This window comes from Pseudomonas sp. ANT_J12 (assembly GCF_008370045.1).
In the GTDB taxonomy this organism is placed as follows: Bacteria; Pseudomonadota; Gammaproteobacteria; order Pseudomonadales; family Pseudomonadaceae; genus Aquipseudomonas.
This window is the reverse complement of the sequence record NZ_VOBN01000015.1, coordinates 1-19,990: the sequence shown is the minus strand read 5'-3', so window position 1 is coordinate 19,990 and position 19,990 is coordinate 1. Positions and strand designations below refer to the sequence as shown.

Genomic DNA, 19,990 nt, shown 5'->3' with positions numbered 1-19,990 from the left:
TTGACCTGGCCGGGGCGGTGTTGGCAGTGCGTTCCCGGTTCCGGCCGACGGGAGATCCGATGCAGACCAAACAACATCAATTGATAGCGGCGGTTCCGGGAACGGCGCGGCAGATTCACAGCTTCCATTACGGCCCGGCGCACGCGGACGGCAAGATCTATATCCAATCGTCCCTGCACGCCGACGAACTGCCGGGGATGCTGGTGCTGTGGCATCTCAAGCGACGGTTGGAAGAATTGGAAGCCGCCAATCTACTGCGCAAACCAATCGTGCTGGTGCCGGTCGCCAATCCGGCAGGGCTGGAGCAAGTGCTGATGGACGTCCCCCAAGGGCGTTTCGATAACGACAGCCGAGAAAACTTCAATCGGTTCTTTCTGGATGTCAGCCAGCAAGTGGGCGATGCAGTGATGACCGGGTTGACCGACAGCCTCGACGACAATCTGGGGCTGATCCGTTCGACCCTGTTGCAGGTATTGGCCAGCCAGATCCCCACGACCCAGCTGCAATCCTTGCGTCTGGTTCTGCAAACCCTGGCCTGCGATGCCGATATCGTGCTGGACCTGCATTGCGACTTTGAGGCCGTACAGCATCTGTACCTGTCACCGGACTTCTGGACCCAGGTCGAACCCTTGGCCAGGTATCTGGGGGCCAAGGCCTGCTTTATGGCAAAAGACGCAGGCGGGCGCTCGTTCGATGAGAGTTTCACGCTGTTCTGGTCGCAGATGCAGGCACGTTTCCCTGGGCGCTTTGCGAGGCCGGGGTTTGCGGTGACGGTAGAGTTGCGGGGAGTGGCTGACGTAAGCCATGAGCTGGCGGGGCAGGACTGCCAGGGTTTGATCAATTACTTGACCCACGTTGGCGCGATCGACGCTGACGCACCACCTTTACCGAAGTTGCTCAACCGGCCGACGCCGCTGGCGGGTGTCGAACCGCTGATAAGTCCAGTTGGCGGGCTGATCGTGTTTTGTGTGCAGGTTGGTGATTATCTGGCGGCCGGGCAGGTGGTGGCTGAGATCATCGATCCGGTCAGCGACCGTGTCACGACGGTGGCTTGTGTCCGGGAAGGGCTGCTGTATGTGCGTTCGTTACGGCGAATGGCCACGGCGGGCATGACGATCGCCCATGTTGCTGGCGTCGAGGCGTATCGGCAAGGCGATCTGTTATCGCCTTGAGGGGGGATCAGGGCAGCGGCGAGAAAGGCGTCCGCCCATCGGCGCTCTGCAATTCCATCAGGTATTTACGGAAGATTTGCCCCAGCACCTGCGTGGCGACTTCCAGATCTTCGCGGGGCATTTTCTCGGCGACTTCATCGGCGGTGTCCAACGCATCTTCTGCGCCGTTGACCGCGGCCATTTTCAGCACGATATAGGCCTGAACGTTATTGGCCGGCACGCCTTCGCCGTGGAAGAACATGGTGCCGAGTTTGAATTGCGCCTGGGCGTGGCCTTGCAGCGAGGCCTTTTCGAAGAATTTAAGCGCTTTATCGAGGTCACGCGGCGTATTTTTGCCGTCGTAGTAGAACTCGCCCAACTCGTATTGCGCTTGCGCATCCCCTTCATCCGACGCTTTCTGGCAGGCGGCCAGCGCTTGCGTCAGGTCTTGCGGCTGAGTATTGAGGGTGCAGCGACCCATCGCTGGGATCAACAACGAGTTGCCGCCTGCTTGTGCGAGCGCGAGCAGGGGCTGAAGGAGCAACAGGCAGCCCAATGCAAGGGTGCGGCCGGTGCGGTTCATGGGAATCGACTTACCTCTGAAGGGCGCGCGGACCCATCGAGGGATCCAATAAGCGCGCATTATGAAATAAGCAGGGCCAACCTTACAAAGTCTTTACTCGTTTTTCTGCTGCGCGGGGAATATATCGCCTACTTTGCGGGAGATTATTGGCACAAGGGTAGGAAAAGACGCAGGAATGTAGGTAAAAGCTGACGCTGGCAATCGCCAACGTCAGCGGAACAGCGTTATTTCAGTGCGGCGAAGGCGCGTTCGGCAGCATCCAAAGTCAGTTTCAACTCGGTTTCGCCGTGGGCAATCGAGGTGAAGCCGGCTTCGAAGGCACTCGGCGCCAGGTATACGCCACCTTCCAGCATCAAGTGGAAGAAGCGCTTGAACAGGTTGGCGTCGCTGGACATCACGTCATCGAAGGTCACGATGTCGTCGGCACCGCTGAAGTACAGGCCGAACATACCGCCCGCCTGGGTGGTCACGAATGGGATGCCCGCCGCATCGGCGCGCTGTTGCAGGCCATCGAGCAGGCGGCTGGTGTAGTCGCTCAGTTCGGCGTGGAAGCCCGGACGGCTGATCAGGCGCAGGGTGGTCAGGCCGGCGGCCATGGCCAGCGGGTTACCCGACAAGGTGCCTGCCTGATACACCGGGCCCAGTGGCGCGATGTGCGACATGATTTCGCGCTTGCCGCCGAAGCAGCCGACCGGCATGCCGCCGCCGATGATCTTGCCGAAGGTGCTCAGGTCCGGGGTCACGCCGAAGTGCGCCTGGGCACCGCCGAGTGCCACGCGGAAACCGGTCATCACTTCGTCGAAGATCAGCACCACGCCGTGCTTGTCGCACAGGGTCCGCAAGCCTTCGAGGAAACCCGGTGCCGGCGGTACGCAGTTCATGTTGCCGGCCACCGGCTCGACGATGATGCATGCCACGGTCTGGCCGACTTCGGCGAGCATGACTTCCACGGCGTCAATGTCGTTGAACGGCAGGGTCAGGGTGTGTTTCGCGAAGTCAGCAGGGACACCCGCCGAACTCGGTACGCCTTGGGTCAGCAGACCGGAGCCGGCCTTGACCAGCAGGCTGTCGGAGTGGCCGTGGTAGCAGCCTTCGAACTTGATGATCGCGTCGCGGCCGGTGAAACCACGGGCCAGGCGGATCGCGCTCATGGTCGCTTCGGTGCCGGAGCTGACCATGCGCACCATTTCCATCGACGGCACGATCGAGCAGACCAGGTCGGCCATCTCGGTTTCCATCGCGGTCGGTGCGCCGTAGGACAAGCCGTGTTCCAGCTGTTTACGCACGGCGTCGAGCACGTCCGGGTGGCTGTGGCCGAGGATCATCGGGCCCCAGGAGCCAACGTAATCCACATAACGCTTGTCGTCTTCGTCAGTGACGTAGGCGCCTTCAGCGTGTTTGAAGAACAGCGGTGTGCCGCCAACGCTCTTGAACGCGCGAACCGGGGAATTCACGCCACCGGGAATGTGTTTCTGGGCATCGGCAAACAGGGTTTCGGAACGAGACATGATCGGGCTCTCTAATCAGACTTTCAGTAATTCATTGAAGGCGCGGGCGCGGCGGGTGACTTCAGCCGTGCTCTCGGCGCCAAACAGGCCATGTACCACCGCCAGCAGATCGACGCCGTGGGCCACCAGCGGCGCGGCGTTGTCCAGGGTGATGCCGCCGATCGCGCAGATCGGCAGGTGCAGTTTGCTGCGGGCCTGGTCGAGCAAGTCGAGGCTGCAGGTGGGGGCACCGGGTTTGGTGTTGGAGTTGAAGAAGCGGCCGAAGGCGACGTAACTCGCGCCTTCCTTGGCCGCTTGTTCGGCGAGTTCGAGTTGCGCGTGGCAGGTCGAACCGATGATGGCCTGGCGACCGAGCAAGGCGCGGGCCGGGGTCAGCGGGCCGTCGGTCTGGCCCAGGTGCACGCCGACGTTCAGGCGCGCAGCCAGTTCGGCGTCGTCATTGATGATCAACTGGGTCTTGTAGCGATCACACAAATCCCGCAGGGCTTGGGCCTCACGCAGGCGGCGGGCCTCGTCGCTGCTCTTGTCGCGGTATTGCAGCAGGACGACGCCACCTTCCAGCGCCGCCTCCACGTACGAAAGAAATTTACCGGCCAGCAACTGGCTATCGGTAATGGCGTACAGGCCACGTAGTTTCATCGGACAAGCCTCGGCGCTTCACGCATCAAAAGTCAGGAACAGAAATCCAGCGGCAGGCGGCGCGGCACGAACTGGCCTTTGCCCAGTTGCTCGGCATCGCGCAGGGTACGCCACGTGTAGTTAAGCGCGGTCTGCACGGCACTGGCGAGGTTTTCGCCCTGGGCCAGACGACCGGCCAACGCGCTGGCCAGGGTGCAACCGGAACCGTGATAGCTGCCGGGCAAACGCTGACAGGTAAAGGTTTCGCGACGACCGTCGCGGCTGTACAGACGGTTGTGGATTTCGTGTTCATCGCCATGGCCGCCGGTGATCAGCAGGTGTTTGACGAACGGCAGGAGTTTTTCCGCGCATTCGTCCGCGGTGCCGTCGGGCAGTTCGGCGAGGATGCGCGCTTCGGGAAGGTTCGGGGTGGCGATGATGGACAGAGGCAGCAGGCGTTCGCGCATGGCGTAGCCGACTTCGTCCTTGCCCAGGCGTCCGCCGCCACCGGCGCGCAGCACCGGGTCGCAGACCACCGGCAAATGCGGGTGCGCCGAGAGCAGTTCGACCACGGTGTCGACCATTTCCAGGGAACCGAGCATGCCCAGTTTCACGGCCGCGACTTCGGAGTCGTTGAGCACGGCGTTGGCCTGGGCCAACACCCACTCACGGTCGAGGACGCGGAAATCCGTGACGTTGACCGTGTCTTGCACGGTCAGGGCGGTGACGGCCGGGGCCGCATGACAACCCTGGGCGAGCAGGGCTTCGATATCTGCCTGCAAGCCGGCGCCACCACTTGGGTCGTGGCCGGAGAGACAGAGGACAACGGGGCGAGAGCTGTAGATATTCATGGTGCGCGAGCTTACCACCAATGCTGTTTTTTCGGGTGCAGTGACACCAGGAATTGCCGATACAGTGTGGCGAGGGGGCTTGCCCCCGTTCGGCTGCGAAGCAGTCGCAAACCTGCAGAAGCGGTGTTCCAGGCAGAAGGCAAATGGGAGCGCTTCGCACCCCAACGGCGGCAAGCCCCCTCGCCACAAAGGTTCAGTGGCTCGGGATCATTGTCATATTCTGACCAGACCAACAGCTCTATCTCAATACCCTGCGCTGGAACGCCCGTGCTAGAGCCTCTACCGGAAAAATTTCAATGGTGCTCAATGGCCATCAACGGCTATGCTAGAGTGGATCCAAACCAATAACAGGTAATACCGGTTTTACGTCTACTCAAAAGGAATGGGGGGCTTCCTGACAGGACCGGACAGGCCACGCTGGGGCTTAAATGCGCTATTTGCTGATGTTGCTGTTGTGCTTGCCCCTCCTGGCGAGCGCCGTTGAATTTGACGAGTTCACCCAGAGCCTTCCCCTGGGTCGAACCCTGCAGGTGTACGAAGACGCGGGCGGTCAGGCGAGCATCGCCGATGTCCGTGCGCAAGCCGCCGCCGGCAACTTCAAGACCCACGATAAAGCCACCCTCAACGCCGGTTATTCGCGTTCGGTGTTCTGGCTGAAAATCGACCTGCACTACCGTCCGACCAATCCGCAGACGCAACGGACCTGGTTGCTGGAACTGGCCTATCCGCCCCTCGATCACCTTGATCTGTATTTGCCCGATGCCGCTGGCGACTATCAACTGATCCGACGCACCGGCGATGCGCTGCCGTTTGCCAGTCGCGAAATCCGTCAGAACAACTACCTGTTCAACCTGAATTTCAAACCCGACCAGGCGCAAACCGTGTACCTGCGGTTGCAAAGCGAAGGCTCGATCCAGGCGCCGGTGACCTTGTGGTCGAGCACCGCGTACCTCGAAGAGCAACCGGTGCGCCTGTATGTGTTGGGCCTGATCTACGGCGTATTGCTGGGGATGGTGGTCTACAACCTGTTCATCTTCCTCAGCGTGCGCGACACCAGTTACCTCTATTACATCTTCTACATCGCCTCGTTCGGCTTGTATCAGCTGTCGGTGAACGGCGCGGCGGTGGAGTATTTCTGGCCGGACAACCCGTGGTGGGCCAACGCCGCGACGCCGTTCTTCATCGGTTGCGCCGGGCTGTTCGGCAGCCAGTTCGCCCGCAGCTTCCTGCAAACCAAGGAACACAGCCGCTGGCTTGATCGCGTGCTGTTGGCGCTGATCGCGTTTGGCGCGGTGGTGGTCGGCTTGTCGCTGATGACCAGTTACGCTCTGGCCCTGCGCCTGGCCACGACCCTCGCGCTGCTGTTTACCGTGGTGATTTTTGCCGCCGGGATCTTCGCCTGGGCCCGGGGCCTGCGGGTGGCGCGTTATTTCATCATTGCCTGGTCGGCGTTTTTGCTCGGCGGCATCGTCAATACCCTGATGGTGCTCGGTTACCTGCCGAACGTGTTCCTGACCATGTATGCCAGCCAGATCGGCTCGGCCATCGAAGTCGCGCTGCTGTCCCTGGCCCTGGCGGATCGCATCAACGCCATGCGTGAGCAGCAGGCGCAGACCCTGTTCGATGCCGGGCAAAAGCTGGAAGTGCTCAACCAGCAACTGGCCCGCAGCAACAAGCTCAAGGACGAATTCCTCGCGACCCTGACCCACGAACTGCGCACGCCGATGAACGGGGTGATCGGTTCGCTGGAATTGATGCAGACCGTCGAGATGGACCCGGAGCTGGAGCAATACCAGCAAACCGCCGCCGGTTCGGCGCGGGACATGATGCGCATGGTCAACGGCATCCTCACCCTTACCGAGTTGCAGGCCGGCAAGCTCAAGGCTTACCCGGAAGCTTTCAGCTTGCGCGGCGCGGTCGAGGCCTTGCGTGTGCAGTTCGAAGGCAATGCGTCCGGCAAGTCGCTGGACCTCAAGGTCGAGGTCACGCCGGGGCTGCCCGATCGCCTGCTCGGCGACCGCAGCAAACTGATGCAATGCCTGGAATGCCTGCTGGACAACGCGATCAAGTTCACTCGGGTCGGCGGTGTTGCGCTGCGAGTGACCGGCCAGACGATGGAGGAGGGGCGGTTGGCGCTGTCCTTTGCGGTGATCGACACCGGCATTGGCTTCACCGATTTGGGAGAAGCGACGATGTATCAGCGCTTCTTCCAGCTCGACGGCTCGATGACCCGCGAATACGGTGGTTTGGGGGTTGGCCTGGCGATCTGCCGGCAATTGGTCGAATTGCTCGGCGGGCGCCTGACCCACCGCTCCGAACCTGGACGCGGCAGCCGCTTCCAGCTCGATATCGAAGTCGCGTTGCCGCCGGTCGAGCGCACGCCAACGCCATCGACGACCCGTGACCTCCCGCGTCTGCGGCAGCCCCAGGACTGCACGGTGCTGCTGGTGGATGACAACAGCATCAATCAACTGGTCATGCGCGGGATGTTGCTCAAGCTCGGGTTCCGGGTGCGATCCGCCGACAGCGGCGCGGCCGCGCTCGACCATTTGCAGCGCGAAACCTTCGATGCAGTGGTGCTCGATTGTCAGCTGCCGGCTCAGGACGGTGCTTCCCTCTGCTGCCAGATCCGTGGCTTGCCGGGGTGTGCCGAGTTGCCGGTGTTCATGGTGGCGCTGAATGTTGATCGGGAAGGCCGCACAGCCGGCGCCGTGATCGATTACCTGAGCAAACCGGTGAAGTTCGAGGACTTGCAGGCCGCGTTATACCGGCGAGTACTTTGTTACGAACTAGGGTGAAAGCGCCGGTAATTGGGCGGATATGACACTTTGATCATCCAAGGGCCGGTGCTTAACTGGATTCCTGGCTGACCAAAGGAGCCCCGTCATGAACCTGCATCAGTTCGCCGAAACCCACGAAGTCACCAACCAGCCACCGTCTCTGGACGGCACCAACCTGTATCGCATCGACCTGCCGTTGCAGGAGTGGTCGCGACGCTTTGGCGCCGGTTGGGCCGAATCACGGATCGACGCGTATGGCGCGCTGGCCGGTGGGCCGCTGATGGAGGCCGGGTTCCTGGCCAATCAGAACAAACCGGTGTTCGTCAGCCATGACCGTTATGGTCATCGCATCGATCTGGTGGAGTTTCACCCGGCCTATCACGAACTGATGCGCACGGCGGTCGAGCACGGTTTGACCTCGTTGCCCTGGGCGCATCCGCAATCCGGCGCCCACGTTGCGCGCGCCTCCATGAGTTACCTGCACAGCCAGGCCGAGGCCGGCAGCGGTTGCCCGCTGACCATGACCTTCGCCAGCGTCCCGGCGATGCGCCTGCAACCGAGTCTGGCCGAGCAGTGGCTACCGAAAATCCTCGCCACCGAATATGACCCACGCAACGTCGGCATGGCCCACAAGGCCGGCGTCACCATCGGCATGGCCATGACCGAGAAACAGGGCGGCACCGACGTGCGGGCCAACACCACCAAGGCTTATCCGTTGGGCGCCAGCGGTCCGGGCCAGGCCTATGAACTGGTGGGGCACAAGTGGTTCTGTTCGGCGCCAATGTGCGATGCGTTCCTGACCTTGGCCCAGACCGACAAGGGCCTGACCTGTTTCCTGCTGCCACGCCATCGCCCAGACGACACGCGCAATCAGTTCTACATCCAGCGCCTGAAAAACAAACTCGGCAATTGCTCCAACGCGTCCAGCGAAGTCGAGTTCCGTGGCGCCCTGGCGTGGATGATCGGCGAGGAAGGCCGGGGCGTGCCGACCATCATCGAAATGGTCGCCATGACCCGCTTCGATTGCATGGTCGGTTCCAGCGCCCTGATGCGCCAGGCTCTGACCCAGGCCAGCCATCACTGCGCCCACCGCACGGTCGGCGGCAAGCTGCTCAGCGAACAACCGTTGATGCAGAACGTACTGGCCGACCTGGCCCTGGAAAGCGAAGCCGCTTTGGCGCTCAGCTTGCGCTTGGGCAAGGCGCTGGATCATCTGGATGACAGCCATGAAGCCAAATTCGCCCGGCTGGTAACGGCGGTGGGCAAATACTGGATCTGCAAACGTGCCCCCGGAATGATCAACGAAGCCGCCGAATGCATGGGCGGTGCCGGGTATGTCGAAGAAAGCATCCTGCCGCGTTTGTATCGGGAGGCGCCGGTGAACTCGACGTGGGAAGGTTCCGGCAACGTGCAATGCCTCGACGTGCTGCGGGCCTTGTCGAAAGAGCCAGGCGTGCTGGATGTGCTGTTCAGCGAGTTGGGCGATGGCCACGGTGACAAACGCCTGGCCGCGCACATCAGCCAATTGCAGGCGGCGTTCAAGGACACCAGCGACATTCAATACCGCGCCCGGCAGCTGACTGAAGACATTGCGCTGGGCTTGCAGGCCAGGTTGTTGCTGGAGGCGGGGAATGCGGCGGTCAGTGACGGGTTTATCGCCAGTCGGCTGGGTCAGGCGGGAAGGGTGTATGGCGCGTTGCCGCGTGGGCTGGACGTGGAAGCAATCGTGGCGCGCTCGACCCCGCAAGGCTTTTGATAATCCAATCAAAGGCACACCGATACCCTGTGGTTGGAGAGGGTGGGTCGCCATCCTCACGCCACTGTTCCCGTGAAGCGACGATGCAGGCAAGATGAAGGTCTGCATGTCAGAACACAGGAAGCTGATCGTGACCGAAGCGTTTATTGTTGTTCAAACCGCCGAACAAGCCGTCGACCGGCTCGCCGCCCTGCATGAGCAGGCCACCTCTGCGCTGAATCAGGCGCTCAAGCGTTACCTCAAGGATCGTATCGAACCGGACGCCGAACAGCGGGCGATGTTTCGTTATCCCGAGCTGCGCCTGACCTACCTCTGCCAGGGCGAAGTGCCACAAACCACCCGCGCCTACGCCAAGGTTCAGTTGCCGGGGACCTACAGCGTCACCGTCACCCACCCGGCGGCGTTCCGTAAATACCTGCTGGAACAACTGGTGCCGCTGATGCACGACTTCACCGTCACGGTGGAAGTCGGCGTCAGCCAGCAGAACATTCCGTATCCGTACGTAGTCGAGCAAGGCGATGAACTGGCCGGTTCCGGCGTCACCGCAGCCACGCTCGCGCGGGTGTTCCCGAGTACCGACCTGTCCGCCGCCACCGACGGCATCGCCGATGGCCTGTACGACTGGGAAAACACCGATCCGCTGCCCTTGGCGCTGTTCGATGCGGCGCGGGTGGATTTCTCCCTGCGCCGGCTGGTGCATTACACCGGCAGCGACTGGCGGCATGTGCAGCCGTGGATCCTGCTGACCAACTACCATCGTTACGTTGACCAATTCATCGTGCATGGCCTGGAGCAATTGCGCAGCGATCCGCGTTTCGTGCGTATGGTCTTGCCCGGCAATGTGATCATTGAAAAAAGCATGGACCACGGCGAAGCTTCCGCAATTGCGGCGGGCGTGGTCTGGCACCGCTACCAGATGCCGGCCTATCACCTGATCGCCAGCGATGGCCACGGCGTGACGCTGGTGAACATTGGCGTCGGCCCGTCCAACGCCAAGAACATCACCGACCACCTGGCCGTGCTGCGTCCGCATTGCTGGCTGATGATCGGCCACTGTGGCGGCCTGCGTCAGTCCCAGACCATTGGCGACTACGTGCTGGCTCACGCCTACATGCGTCGCGACGGGATTCTCGACCGGGTGGTGCCGCCGAACATTCCGATCCCGGCCCTGGCCGAAGTGCAGATGGCCTTGCAGCAAGCGGCGGCCAACATCACCGGCGAGAAGGGCGATGAGCTGAAGAAACGCCTGCGCACCGGCACCGTGCTGACTTACGACGACCGGAACTGGGAATTGCGCTGGGCGCAGGAACGACCGCTGATCAACCTGTCCCGCGCCGTGGCCGTGGACATGGAAAGCGGCACCATCGCCGCCCAGGGTTATCGCCTGCGGGTGCCGTATGGCACGTTGCTCTGCGTCTCGGACAAACCGCTGCACAGCGAAATCAAGCTGCCGGGTTCGGCCAACGCTTTCTATGAACGCGCGGTCAGCCAGCACTTGAAGATCGGCATCGAGGCGGTGGATCTGTTGCGCACCGAACTCAACTCGTTGCACTCGCGCAAACTGCGCAGCTTCGACGAGCCGCCGTTCCGATAACAGTTGTCATGGCCATTTAGCGGTTGGGGCAGGGCGTGCCATCGATTATTTCCACTGCTGTGGCAATAATCGATGGCACGCCCTAGCATTAGCAGCCCTGACCGTTAGATGTTCCTTTCCCCATGTCGCGTCCTCCACGTCCCGTTTCCCGCCGCCCTGGCGCGAATACCTCGTCATCCGCCCCGCGCCGTGCCGCCAAAGCGCCACCGGCCGAGCCGAAACTGATTCTGTTCAACAAACCGTTCGATGTGCTGACGCAATTCAGCGACGCAGAAGGGCGGGCGACGCTCAAGGATTACATCGAGATTCCCGGCATTTACCCGGCAGGACGACTGGACCGCGACAGCGAAGGTTTGCTGCTGCTGACCAACGACGGCCAGCTTCAGGCGCGAATCGCCGACCCGAAACACAAACTGGCCAAGACCTATTGGGTGCAAGTGGAAGGCGAGCCGAACGCCGAGCAGTTGCAACGCCTGCGCGATGGCGTCGAGCTGAACGACGGCATGACCTTGCCCGCCGAAGCGCGGCAGTTGGAAGAGCCGGAGCTGTGGCCGCGCAATCCGCCGGTGCGCTTTCGCAAAAGCGTGCCGACCTGTTGGCTGGAATTGGTGATTCGTGAAGGGCGCAACCGTCAGGTGCGGCGCATGACCGCGGCGGTCGGCTTGCCGACGTTGCGTCTGGTGCGGGTCAGGATTGGCGACTGGACGATCGAAGGGCTCGATCAGGGCCAGTGGAAGGAAGTACCGGCGCGGTTATGAGCTGGTTTCGATGTAGGCGATGACCACGCTTTTAATGATGAACGCGAAGATCCCCAGGCCCAGCACGAAGAACAGAATCATGGTGCCGAACTTGCCAGCCTTGGATTTCTTCGCCAGGTCCCAGACGATGAAACCCATGAAAATAATCAGGATGCTGACCAAGCCAGTCATCATCCACTCTTCGAATACTGCAGGATCCATCGAACATCTCCAGCGCGGGCGAGGCTAAAAGGGCGGGGGCGAGTATACGGCACGGCGAGTGAGGCGGGCATTGACCTGCGGCAGTGTGTCGCGGTTATTCGTCGCCCCGGACACTGATCGTTCCCACGCTCTGCGTGGGAATGCAGCCAGTGACGCTCTGCGTCACGATTCAAGAGCGGAACGCGGAGCGTCCCGGGAGGCATTCACACGCGGAGCGTGGGAACGATCCGCAACTCGATCAACTGCGCAGATGCGTCAACGGTAATTCGGTGCTGTTCAACACCTGATTCAACACAAAACTCGACCGCACGCTGGTCACCCCTTCAATTCGGGTCAGATGCCCCAGCAGCAGTTTCTGGTAGTGATCCATGTCCGGCACCACCACCTTGAGCTGATAGTCCGCATCCATCCCCGTCACCAGGCTGCATTCCAGCACCTGCGGCAAGGTACGGATAGCTGCTTCGAAATTCTCGAAACGTTCAGGCGTGTGGCGGTCCATGCCGATCAGCACGTAGGCCGTGAGGCTCAGGCCAAGCATCTTGCGGTCCAACAGGGCCACCTGGCGGGAGATGTAGCCGTCGTCTTCCAGCTGTTTGACGCGGCGCGAGCACGGCGAAGGCGACAGGCCGATGCGTTCGGCCAGTTCCTGGTTGGAGATGCGCGCGTCACGCTGCAATTCCGCCAAAATGCTCAGGTCGTAACGGTCGAGTTTGCTCATCAATCAGTCCTTTGTCGTAACTATTGCGGCGGATTATCTATCCAGGGTTAAAAATTGCGCAAGTGATGTTTAATTGAGCAATCTTCGCAATCCTCTGCCAGCGCCCCAGGCCTATTCTTATTAACAGAATCACTGCTCGGACAAACAGTCCACAGCGACTCGCCCAATCAGGCCAGTCGCGGCCGCCACCCCCACCGGGGATGTGCCGGCCTCCGAGCTACACACTGTCCAGAAGACGGCGTGAGGTGAGCCGACGTCATAAGCGTCGAGCACGGACGAAGTTCTCAAAGGGAGGCCGACGGGTCTCCCTTTTTTATTGCTCAATAAATAAGTTGCGTGACTGATAACCTGTTGCAGAACCGGCCTGTGCTTTCCCAGTCTCATGTACAAGCCCTAACCCGCAGTGAGGAAGAGCATGAAGTCGCGCATCTGGCGTTTGGCCGGTGTTGGTTTGCTGTGTGTAAGTGTCAGCGCGCAATCGCTCGCCGATGATCAGGAAAGCCGCAGCCCCCATGGCGGGCAGCGCGGGCCGGAGCATCAGGGTAATAATCAGGGGCATGGCGGCGACAATCAGAACCAGCCCCGGCCGCAAAACAACCCGCAACAAAATCAGCCGCGTCCGCAGAACAACGAGATCATTCGCGGCGACAACAGTCGTCAGTTCGAGCACAACGGCCAGAACCGCAACGACGGCCAATGGCAGAACCGTCAGCCGCACGACGCCAACACCCAGGTTCGTCCGGCGCCACCGCCGCCGCAACTCCCGGCCAATAGCCTGCCGATCCAGGGCCGGCCCGACACCGTGCGCCAGACCCAGCAGCCGCGCTACGGCAACTATCAGGACATCCCGCGCCGCAACGATAACAACCAGCACTGGCAGAACGGCAATCAGGGCCCGCGTCCCGATGACCATCGCTGGGAAGGTCGCCCGAACGGGCACGGCAATGGTTGGGGCCCAGGCCCGCAGTATCGTCCCGGTCAGATGGTCGATCGCTTCCCGGACCGCAACTTCCGTGTGCCGTACCGTGGCCAGGATTACTTCTACTCCGGCGGCTACTGGTATCGCCCACAAGGTCCGCGTTACGTAGTGGTTCAGCCGCCACGCGGGATTCGTGTGCATTACATGCCCGACTACGCCCGTGAAGTGTGGATCGGCGGCGCGCTGTTGTTCCTCGCGGCCGGTTCCTACTATGCCTACGAAGAAAGCACTCAGGATTACGTAGTGGTCGAGCCGCCGACAGGCGCGCCGCAACCGCAACCGACCAGCAACGGCATTGACGTCACCGCGTATCCGGCCAACGGCCAATCCCCGGAGCAAGTCGCCCAGGACGGTTACGAGTGCTCGCAATACGCGGTGCAGCAAAGCGGCTTCAATCCGCAAACCGCGACGTACCAGCCTGATCCGTCAGTCGTGCAAGCCTACCGCCAGGCCCAGGGCAACTGCCTGAGCAGTCGCGGTTATCAAGTGGAATAAAAGCAGCTGCAAGTTTCAAGCTTTAAGCGGCAAGCTTGGAGCTTGCAGCTTGCAGCTTGCAGCTTGCAGCTTGCAGCTTGCAGCTTAAAGCTTACCGCTTGCAGCTGCTCTTATCGGGTCAGCGTGCACCAGCACTTCGGCTCGCGGGTAGGCGGCGTGGATGGCGTCGGCGGCTTGATCGCTGATGCCGTGCGCGACTGACAACGTCAGCTCCCCCGGCAATTCCAGGTGCAACTGCACAAACCAGTGGTTTCCGGAAATCCGCGTGCGCAAATCATGCGCCCCCAGCACTCCCGGTACGCCGCACGCCAGCTCCAGCATGTGCTGGCTGACATCCGCCGGCAGTTCTTCATCCATTAGCACCGCAAAACTTTCCCGGGCGATCTGCACCGCGCTCCAGAGGATATACACCGCAATCCCCAGGCCGAACCACGCGTCCAGTTGATGCCAGCCGAACCCGGCCAGTACCAGCGCCACCAGGATGCTGCCATTGAGCATCAGGTCAGAACGGTAATGCAGCGAGTCGGCGCGCACGGCGTTGGAGCCGGTGGCCTTGATCACCCGATGCTGCAACATCAGCAACGCCACGGTCAGTGCGAGGGAGAAAATAATCACCCCGATGCTGATCCACGGCGCGCCCACCGGTTCCGGATGCTTGAGTCGCTCAATCGCCTGCAACGAAATCAATACCGCACTGCCACCAATAAACAACGCCTGGGCCATGCCCGATAGCGATTCAGCCTTGCCGTGGCCGTAGCGATGATCGTCATCCGCCGGGCGCAAGGCGTAATGCACCGCCAGCAGGTTGAGCAGCGAGGTGATGCCGTCGAGGGCCGAGTCGGTCAACCCGGCGAGCATGCTCACCGAACCGCTCAGCCACCAGGCAATGGCTTTGGCAATGATCAGCGTGCAAGCCACCGCCACGGAGGCGCGGGTCGCCAACCGCAGCAGGCGAGCGTGTTCGAGACTGGTGGTCATGGGTGAAGCGCTTCCTTATGCGGCAGGTTGCAGGCCGAACATGGCCAGTTGCTGGGTGCTGCCCTTGTGCTGGATCAGGCGTGGGTCGTCGAGCGGGAAGCTGCGGCCCAGTTCGGTTTCCAGAATGGTCTGCAACTTGCGGTTATCGACCTGACCGTCCGGACCGATCGCTTCCTTGAGTTTTTCCGGCGCTACCTGGGCGGTCTTGCCCGGTTCGAAGTAAATCGCGCCAGTGGCGAAGTCCACGGCGAAGGCGATCAAGCCAGGGATGACGTAGAACAACAGGCCCACGGCATCGAGCACCGCGATGGCCGGGTCGATCTTGCCGTCGATCTGGCCGCGACGGTCCGGGTAGAAAATCGATCCGCAGGCAGTCACTTGGGTCAGCAGGGTGGCGACCAGAACACCGCCAATCAGGCGAAAGGGGATACGCATATGAAATCTCCTGGGTCATTTGAAAACGAATGGGCGTCTGTATGAATTAGGACTGTGATTAACGCCAAGCAGTTCGCCGTTATACTCGCCGCTCTGTTTGGGAGCCAGCATGATTTCTTTGCCGATTGATGAAGTTTTACCCGCCCTGCGTGAAGCCTTGGCGACACGCCACGAAGCCGTGCTCGAAGCACCGCCCGGCGCCGGTAAAACCACCCGCGTGCCATTGGCCTTGCTCAACGAGGCGTGGCTGGCGGGGCAGACCATTCTGATGCTCGAACCACGGCGACTGGCGGCGCGGGCGGCGGCGGAGCGTTTGGCTAGCGAGCTGGGTGAAAAGGTGGGTGAAACCGTTGGCTATCGCATTCGTCTCGACAGCAAAGTCGGCCCCAACACCCGCATTGAAGTAGTGACGGAAGGCATTCTTACCCGGCGCTTGCAGGATGATCCGGCGCTGGATGGCGTGGGGCTGCTGATCTTTGACGAGTTCCACGAGCGTAGCTTGGATGCGGATCTGGCGCTGGCCCTGAGCCTCAATGGCCGCGAGCTGTTTCGCGAAGACCAGCCACTGAAAATCCTCTTGATGTCGGCCACCCTGGAAGGCGAACGTCTGGCCGGCTTGCTCGATGACGCGCCGATCCTGCGCAGCGAAGGGCGCATGTACCCGGTGGCGATGCGCTGGGGCCGGCCGTTCCAGCCTGGCGAATTTATCGAACCACGGCTGGTGCAAACCATCCTCGAAGCCTTGAACGATGCAACCGGCAGCGTGCTGGTGTTCCTGCCGGGGCAGGCGGAGATCCGGCGGGTGCATCAGCAACTGGCCGATGCCTTGGGCAATAGCACACAGGTGCTGCTTTGCCCGTTGCATGGTGAGCTTGATCTGGCCGCGCAACGCGCCGCGATTGACCCGGCACCGGCAGGTTTTCGCAAAGTGGTGCTGGCGACCAACATCGCCGAGACCAGCCTGACCATCGACGGCGTGCGCGTGGTGATCGATGCCGGGTTGGCGCGGGTACCGCGTTTCGATCCCGGCAGCGGCATGACCCGCCTCGATACTCAGCGCATCTCCCGCGCCAGCGCCACGCAGCGTGCAGGTCGGGCCGGGCGTCTGGAACCGGGCGTGTGTTATCGCCTGTGGTCGCAGGATCAGCATGAACAACTGGCGGCGTACGCCAGTGCGGAAATTCTTTCGGCGGACCTCGCCGGGTTGGCGTTGCAGCTCGGGCGTTGGGGCGTGACACCGGGTCAATTGGTCTGGCTCGACGTGCCGCCCGCTGCGGCTTATGCACAGGCTCAGGATTTGCTCGACCGTCTCGGCGCATTGGACGGCGAAGCGTTGACCCGTCACGGTCAAGCCATGGCTCAATTGCCGGCGCATCCTCGGATCGCGCATTTGCTGCTGCGCGGTCAGGCGCTCGGTCTGGCGGACATGGCGTGCGATGTCGCCGCACTGCTGGGCGAGCGCGATATTTTGCGTGGCGCTGGCGCCGACCTGCACAGCCGATTGGTGCTGTTGTCCGGTGAAGAGCGCGCCGCGCGCGGGGCTCAGGGCGGGGTACAACGAGCCCGGCAACTGGCACGGCAGTATCGCGGCTACTTGCGCGGTAAAGCCTCGGAGCCAGTCAGCGATCCCGATCATCCACGCTGGCTCGGCGCATTGCTGGCGCTGGCCTACCCGGACCGGGTTGCGCAACAGCGACGGGCCGGTGGCGCGGAATATCGGCTGGCCAATGGCCGGGCGGCGCTGTTCGCCGAGGCCGACAGTTTGATGAAGCAGCCCTGGCTGGTAATCGCCGACCTCGGCAGTCGTCAGGGCCAGCGTGAAGAGCGGATTTATCTGGCGGCGGATTTCGATCCGGCGCTGTTCGACTCAGTGCTGGCCGAGCAAGTGCGCTGCGTCGATCAACTGGATTGGGATGAGCGCGAAGGCGTGCTGCGGGCCGAGCGCCAGCGCAAGGTCGGTGAATTGATCCTCAGCCGCGAACCCTTGACCGGCCTCGACGAAAGCGCGCGCAGCCAGGCGCTGGTCAATCTGGTGCGGCGCAAAGGTCTGGAGTTGTTGCCCTGGACTCCGGAGCTGCGTCAGTGGCAGGCGCGGGTGGCGTTGTTGCGCCAGTTGGATCTCGCAGGCAAGGGCGAGAGCGAATGGCCGGATGTCAGTGACGCCGCGCTGTTGAAGAATCTTGAACACTGGTTGATGCCGTACCTGGGCAAAGTCTCGCGGCTCAGTCATTTCGCCAATCTGGACCTGTCGAGCATCGTGCATAACCTGCTGCCGTGGCCATTGCCCCAGCGGCTGGACGAACTGGCGCCGCATCATTTGAGCGTGCCGTCCGGGTCATCGATTCGTCTGGACTACAGCGAGCAGCCACCGATTCTGGCGGTGCGTTTGCAGGAACTGTTCGGCCTGGCCGAGACCCCGCGCATCGCCGGTGGGCGGCAGGTGGTCAAGCTGCACCTGTTGTCCCCGGCGCGGCGGCCGGTGCAGGTGACCCAGGACCTGGCGAACTTCTGGCGCAGCACCTATGCCGAGGTGAAGAAGGATTTGAAGGGGCGGTATCCGAAACTATTCCATAAGTTGGACCCTTGGGTTGAATCGCTTAACAAAAAGTGATTGACGCTTTTCACTAGAGAGCTCTCCCATAACGAGCACCATTGACAGAGTTGATGGTGCTCGCATAAGACACATACCTCTCGGGCACGTTGCGTGCGCCTTGTAAATCAAGGGGGCTGGACAATCTGCAACGACTTGGGAGGCATCGCGACACCCCAACCTTTAACGTGAACTCACCATATTCGAGGTGAGCCATGTCTTACACCAATCCAAATCTTGAAGGCCGTCTGATAATCATCTCCCTCGCGCGTGATGCTTTCGCTGATCTCTACACGCGAGAAATCCCTGGCGCTGTTTGCTCAATGCTTGAAGGGGGGGCTTCGGAGGTTGTATATAAGGTTAATGAAGGCGGCGCTGAAGATACGCACGATCTCTACCACGTCCCATTCCTGCTTCATCCAAATGGCGAGCCTTGGCATGAAGCAAACTCATACCTTCTCTGGTGTATGCGCGACAAATCCCCTTTAGAGAGGCGAACTGATGAGGTGCGGCGTCGTGGCAGTAAATTACTCGACTACCTTTTGTTCTGTGAGACCAATAACTTGGATTGGCTGGACTTTTCTGGTTCGCGCCCCCCTCTTCGCCCGACCTATAAATATTTCAATAATTTAGTGATTGCCGGAAAACGAAGTGGTGGTGTAATAAATCAATATACCTCGGTGGTATATCACTTTTACAAATATGTATCGCAATATTGGCATCCACTCGATATAAGGCGAGTGGATACGGTTAAGCAAGTTAAATTCCTTGTTCAGACCCCGCGAGGCGCCCAAGTAATTGATGTTATGAAGCGTAGTCAGACTCGACGCACGCCTTCTAGTAACGCAATTCAAAATGGTTTTGTTAGAGACGGTGGCGACGACTTAAGACCACTTACCAATATTGAGCTTCGTCTGCTGTTGGAAACAATTAATGGGGGGGGATTTTGGTCTACAGTTGAGAGATTGATACTGCTCACTTCCTTGATGACCGGTGCGCGCAAGCAAACAGTTTTAACGATGCGTCTAAAACATTTAAAAGCTTTCGAAGAAACCAAGCTGTTATCGGAAGGAGCCTATAAATTGCACGCAGGACCATCGACTGGTATCGATACAAAAAATGATAAAGCACAGACTCTATATTTCCCCAAACAGCTTGCTGAAGAATTGATCGTGCTGGCCAGCAGCCCAGCGATGAAAAAGCGGCAGACCATATTCTTGAACGAATTACGAGTGCTCTTTCCTGATCAGTCATTTGAGGAGGATGACGTTTACTTGTTTTTATCTGATCAATGTAATAGCTACTATATGGCAAAATCTGATCCTAGATATTTTATGACTAAATCACCTCAAACAGGTCAGGTGACGGAGACGATAAAGCGTAAGTTACTAAAAAGTATAACAGCAGGTTTCCCCAACGATTTTTCTTACCACTGGTTACGAGCAACTTTTGCTTACCAACTATATCAGCGTCTTCAGGTTTTAATCCGAGAAGGGCTAATGCATATGGGTGACGATATAGCTTTCATACAAAAGCGAATGCATCATGAGTCGCGGCAAACTACTGAGGGGTATTTGAAGTTGTTTAAAATGACGCATGAGAAAATATGTGCCCAGGAGTTGTGGGAAAAAAAGCTATTTAACGGTAGTTACGATGTGCTGATAGTGGATAGCCGCCATGTGTGAATTGGCGAAAATGGAGCTCCGTGAGACAAACGTTATTACACTTGTGGATGCTATGCAGCCAATCCTCGAACCTGAGTTGTTGCGCTTACAGCTGTCAAAAAAAATAAGGAAAAAACCGATCGATATAGGTAGTTTGGCATATTTCGCACGAGGGAAAAACCTTAATAGTCATGATGATTGTGGGTATCCGCTCCATGAACCCCACATTCCAAGCGGATAGCTGACGGCTGATGCTGTGCTCCCGATTTCCATCAGGAGTCCATCACCATGATGCGTCCCAATGCCAGCGTTGAAAAAGTGTACCTCTACC

At 60.2% G+C, this 19,990-nt stretch carries 16 protein-coding genes; 8 read left to right on the top strand and 8 right to left on the bottom strand.

Annotated features, from left to right (window positions below):
• Positions 1-59: 59 nt before the first annotated feature.
• Complete coding sequence (locus FQ192_RS24590) at positions 60-1,172, top strand: succinylglutamate desuccinylase/aspartoacylase family protein (RefSeq protein ID WP_149660872.1); 1,113 nt, start codon at positions 60-62, stop codon at positions 1,170-1,172.
• Between the two features lie 7 nt (positions 1,173-1,179).
• On the opposite strand, the gene FQ192_RS24585 is transcribed toward FQ192_RS24590, so the two are convergent.
• The 4 genes from FQ192_RS24585 to FQ192_RS24570 form a co-directional block, all read right to left on the bottom strand.
• The gene (locus tag FQ192_RS24585; RefSeq protein WP_133837601.1) at positions 1,180-1,734 is read right to left on the bottom strand and encodes a tetratricopeptide repeat protein; all 555 of its coding nucleotides are present in this window, start codon (positions 1,732-1,734) and stop codon (positions 1,180-1,182) included.
• 224 nt (positions 1,735-1,958) lie between these two features.
• Positions 1,959-3,242 (bottom strand): glutamate-1-semialdehyde 2,1-aminomutase, encoded by a 1,284-nt coding sequence (hemL, locus tag FQ192_RS24580; protein ID WP_149660871.1) that lies wholly within the window; start codon positions 3,240-3,242, stop codon positions 1,959-1,961.
• A 15-nt stretch (positions 3,243-3,257) separates the two neighbouring features.
• Positions 3,258-3,881: a thiamine phosphate synthase gene (gene thiE, locus FQ192_RS24575; protein WP_149660870.1), complete on the bottom strand. Its 624-nt coding sequence runs from the start codon at positions 3,879-3,881 to the stop codon at positions 3,258-3,260.
• A 32-nt stretch (positions 3,882-3,913) separates the two neighbouring features.
• Positions 3,914-4,711 carry a hydroxymethylpyrimidine/phosphomethylpyrimidine kinase gene (locus tag FQ192_RS24570; protein ID WP_054052463.1) on the bottom strand — a complete coding sequence of 266 codons (798 nt, stop codon included), beginning with the start codon at positions 4,709-4,711 and terminating at the stop codon, positions 3,914-3,916.
• Between the two features lie 428 nt (positions 4,712-5,139).
• Here FQ192_RS24570 and FQ192_RS24560 point away from each other — a divergent pair, with 428 nt between their 5' ends.
• From FQ192_RS24560 to FQ192_RS24545, 4 genes are all read left to right on the top strand, one after another.
• Complete coding sequence (locus FQ192_RS24560) at positions 5,140-7,509, top strand: hybrid sensor histidine kinase/response regulator (protein WP_149660868.1); 2,370 nt, start codon at positions 5,140-5,142, stop codon at positions 7,507-7,509.
• An 88-nt stretch (positions 7,510-7,597) separates the two neighbouring features.
• Positions 7,598-9,247: an acyl-CoA dehydrogenase family protein gene (locus FQ192_RS24555; RefSeq protein ID WP_149660867.1), complete on the top strand. Its 1,650-nt coding sequence runs from the start codon at positions 7,598-7,600 to the stop codon at positions 9,245-9,247.
• 94 nt (positions 9,248-9,341) lie between these two features.
• Positions 9,342-10,841, top strand: coding sequence for an AMP nucleosidase (gene amn, locus FQ192_RS24550; RefSeq protein WP_178129222.1), 1,500 nt, complete (start codon positions 9,342-9,344; stop codon positions 10,839-10,841).
• A 122-nt stretch (positions 10,842-10,963) separates the two neighbouring features.
• Positions 10,964-11,599: a pseudouridine synthase gene (locus FQ192_RS24545; protein ID WP_149660866.1), complete on the top strand. Its 636-nt coding sequence runs from the start codon at positions 10,964-10,966 to the stop codon at positions 11,597-11,599.
• Here FQ192_RS24545 and FQ192_RS24540 read toward each other — a convergent pair.
• Together FQ192_RS24540 and FQ192_RS24530 are read right to left on the bottom strand one after the other, a co-directional pair.
• Positions 11,594-11,800, bottom strand: a complete 207-nt coding sequence (locus FQ192_RS24540) for a DUF2788 domain-containing protein (protein ID WP_133837610.1) — start codon at positions 11,798-11,800, stop codon at positions 11,594-11,596. The genes FQ192_RS24545 and FQ192_RS24540 overlap by 6 nt on opposite strands.
• Before the next feature lie 238 nt (positions 11,801-12,038).
• Complete coding sequence (locus FQ192_RS24530; protein ID WP_007937367.1) at positions 12,039-12,518, bottom strand: Lrp/AsnC family transcriptional regulator; 480 nt, start codon at positions 12,516-12,518, stop codon at positions 12,039-12,041.
• Positions 12,519-12,933: 415 nt separating this feature from the next.
• Here FQ192_RS24530 and FQ192_RS24525 point away from each other — a divergent pair, with 415 nt between their 5' ends.
• Positions 12,934-13,992: a DUF6515 family protein gene (locus FQ192_RS24525; RefSeq protein ID WP_149660864.1), complete on the top strand. Its 1,059-nt coding sequence runs from the start codon at positions 12,934-12,936 to the stop codon at positions 13,990-13,992.
• A gap of 84 nt (positions 13,993-14,076) precedes the next feature.
• Here the strand turns inward: FQ192_RS24525 and FQ192_RS24520 are convergent, their stop codons facing one another.
• Both FQ192_RS24520 and FQ192_RS24515 read right to left on the bottom strand, forming a co-directional pair.
• Positions 14,077-14,970: a cation diffusion facilitator family transporter gene (locus FQ192_RS24520; protein WP_149660863.1), complete on the bottom strand. Its 894-nt coding sequence runs from the start codon at positions 14,968-14,970 to the stop codon at positions 14,077-14,079.
• A gap of 15 nt (positions 14,971-14,985) precedes the next feature.
• Complete coding sequence (locus tag FQ192_RS24515) at positions 14,986-15,405, bottom strand: polyribonucleotide nucleotidyltransferase (protein WP_092277683.1); 420 nt, start codon at positions 15,403-15,405, stop codon at positions 14,986-14,988.
• 109 nt (positions 15,406-15,514) lie between these two features.
• Between FQ192_RS24515 and hrpB the strand changes: the two genes are divergently transcribed.
• Together hrpB and FQ192_RS24505 are read left to right on the top strand one after the other, a co-directional pair.
• Positions 15,515-18,016, top strand: a complete 2,502-nt coding sequence (gene hrpB / locus FQ192_RS24510; protein ID WP_149660862.1) for an ATP-dependent helicase HrpB — start codon at positions 15,515-15,517, stop codon at positions 18,014-18,016.
• A gap of 194 nt (positions 18,017-18,210) precedes the next feature.
• Complete coding sequence (locus FQ192_RS24505) at positions 18,211-19,680, top strand: site-specific integrase (protein WP_149660861.1); 1,470 nt, start codon at positions 18,211-18,213, stop codon at positions 19,678-19,680.
• The last annotated feature ends 310 nt before the right edge of the window (positions 19,681-19,990 follow it).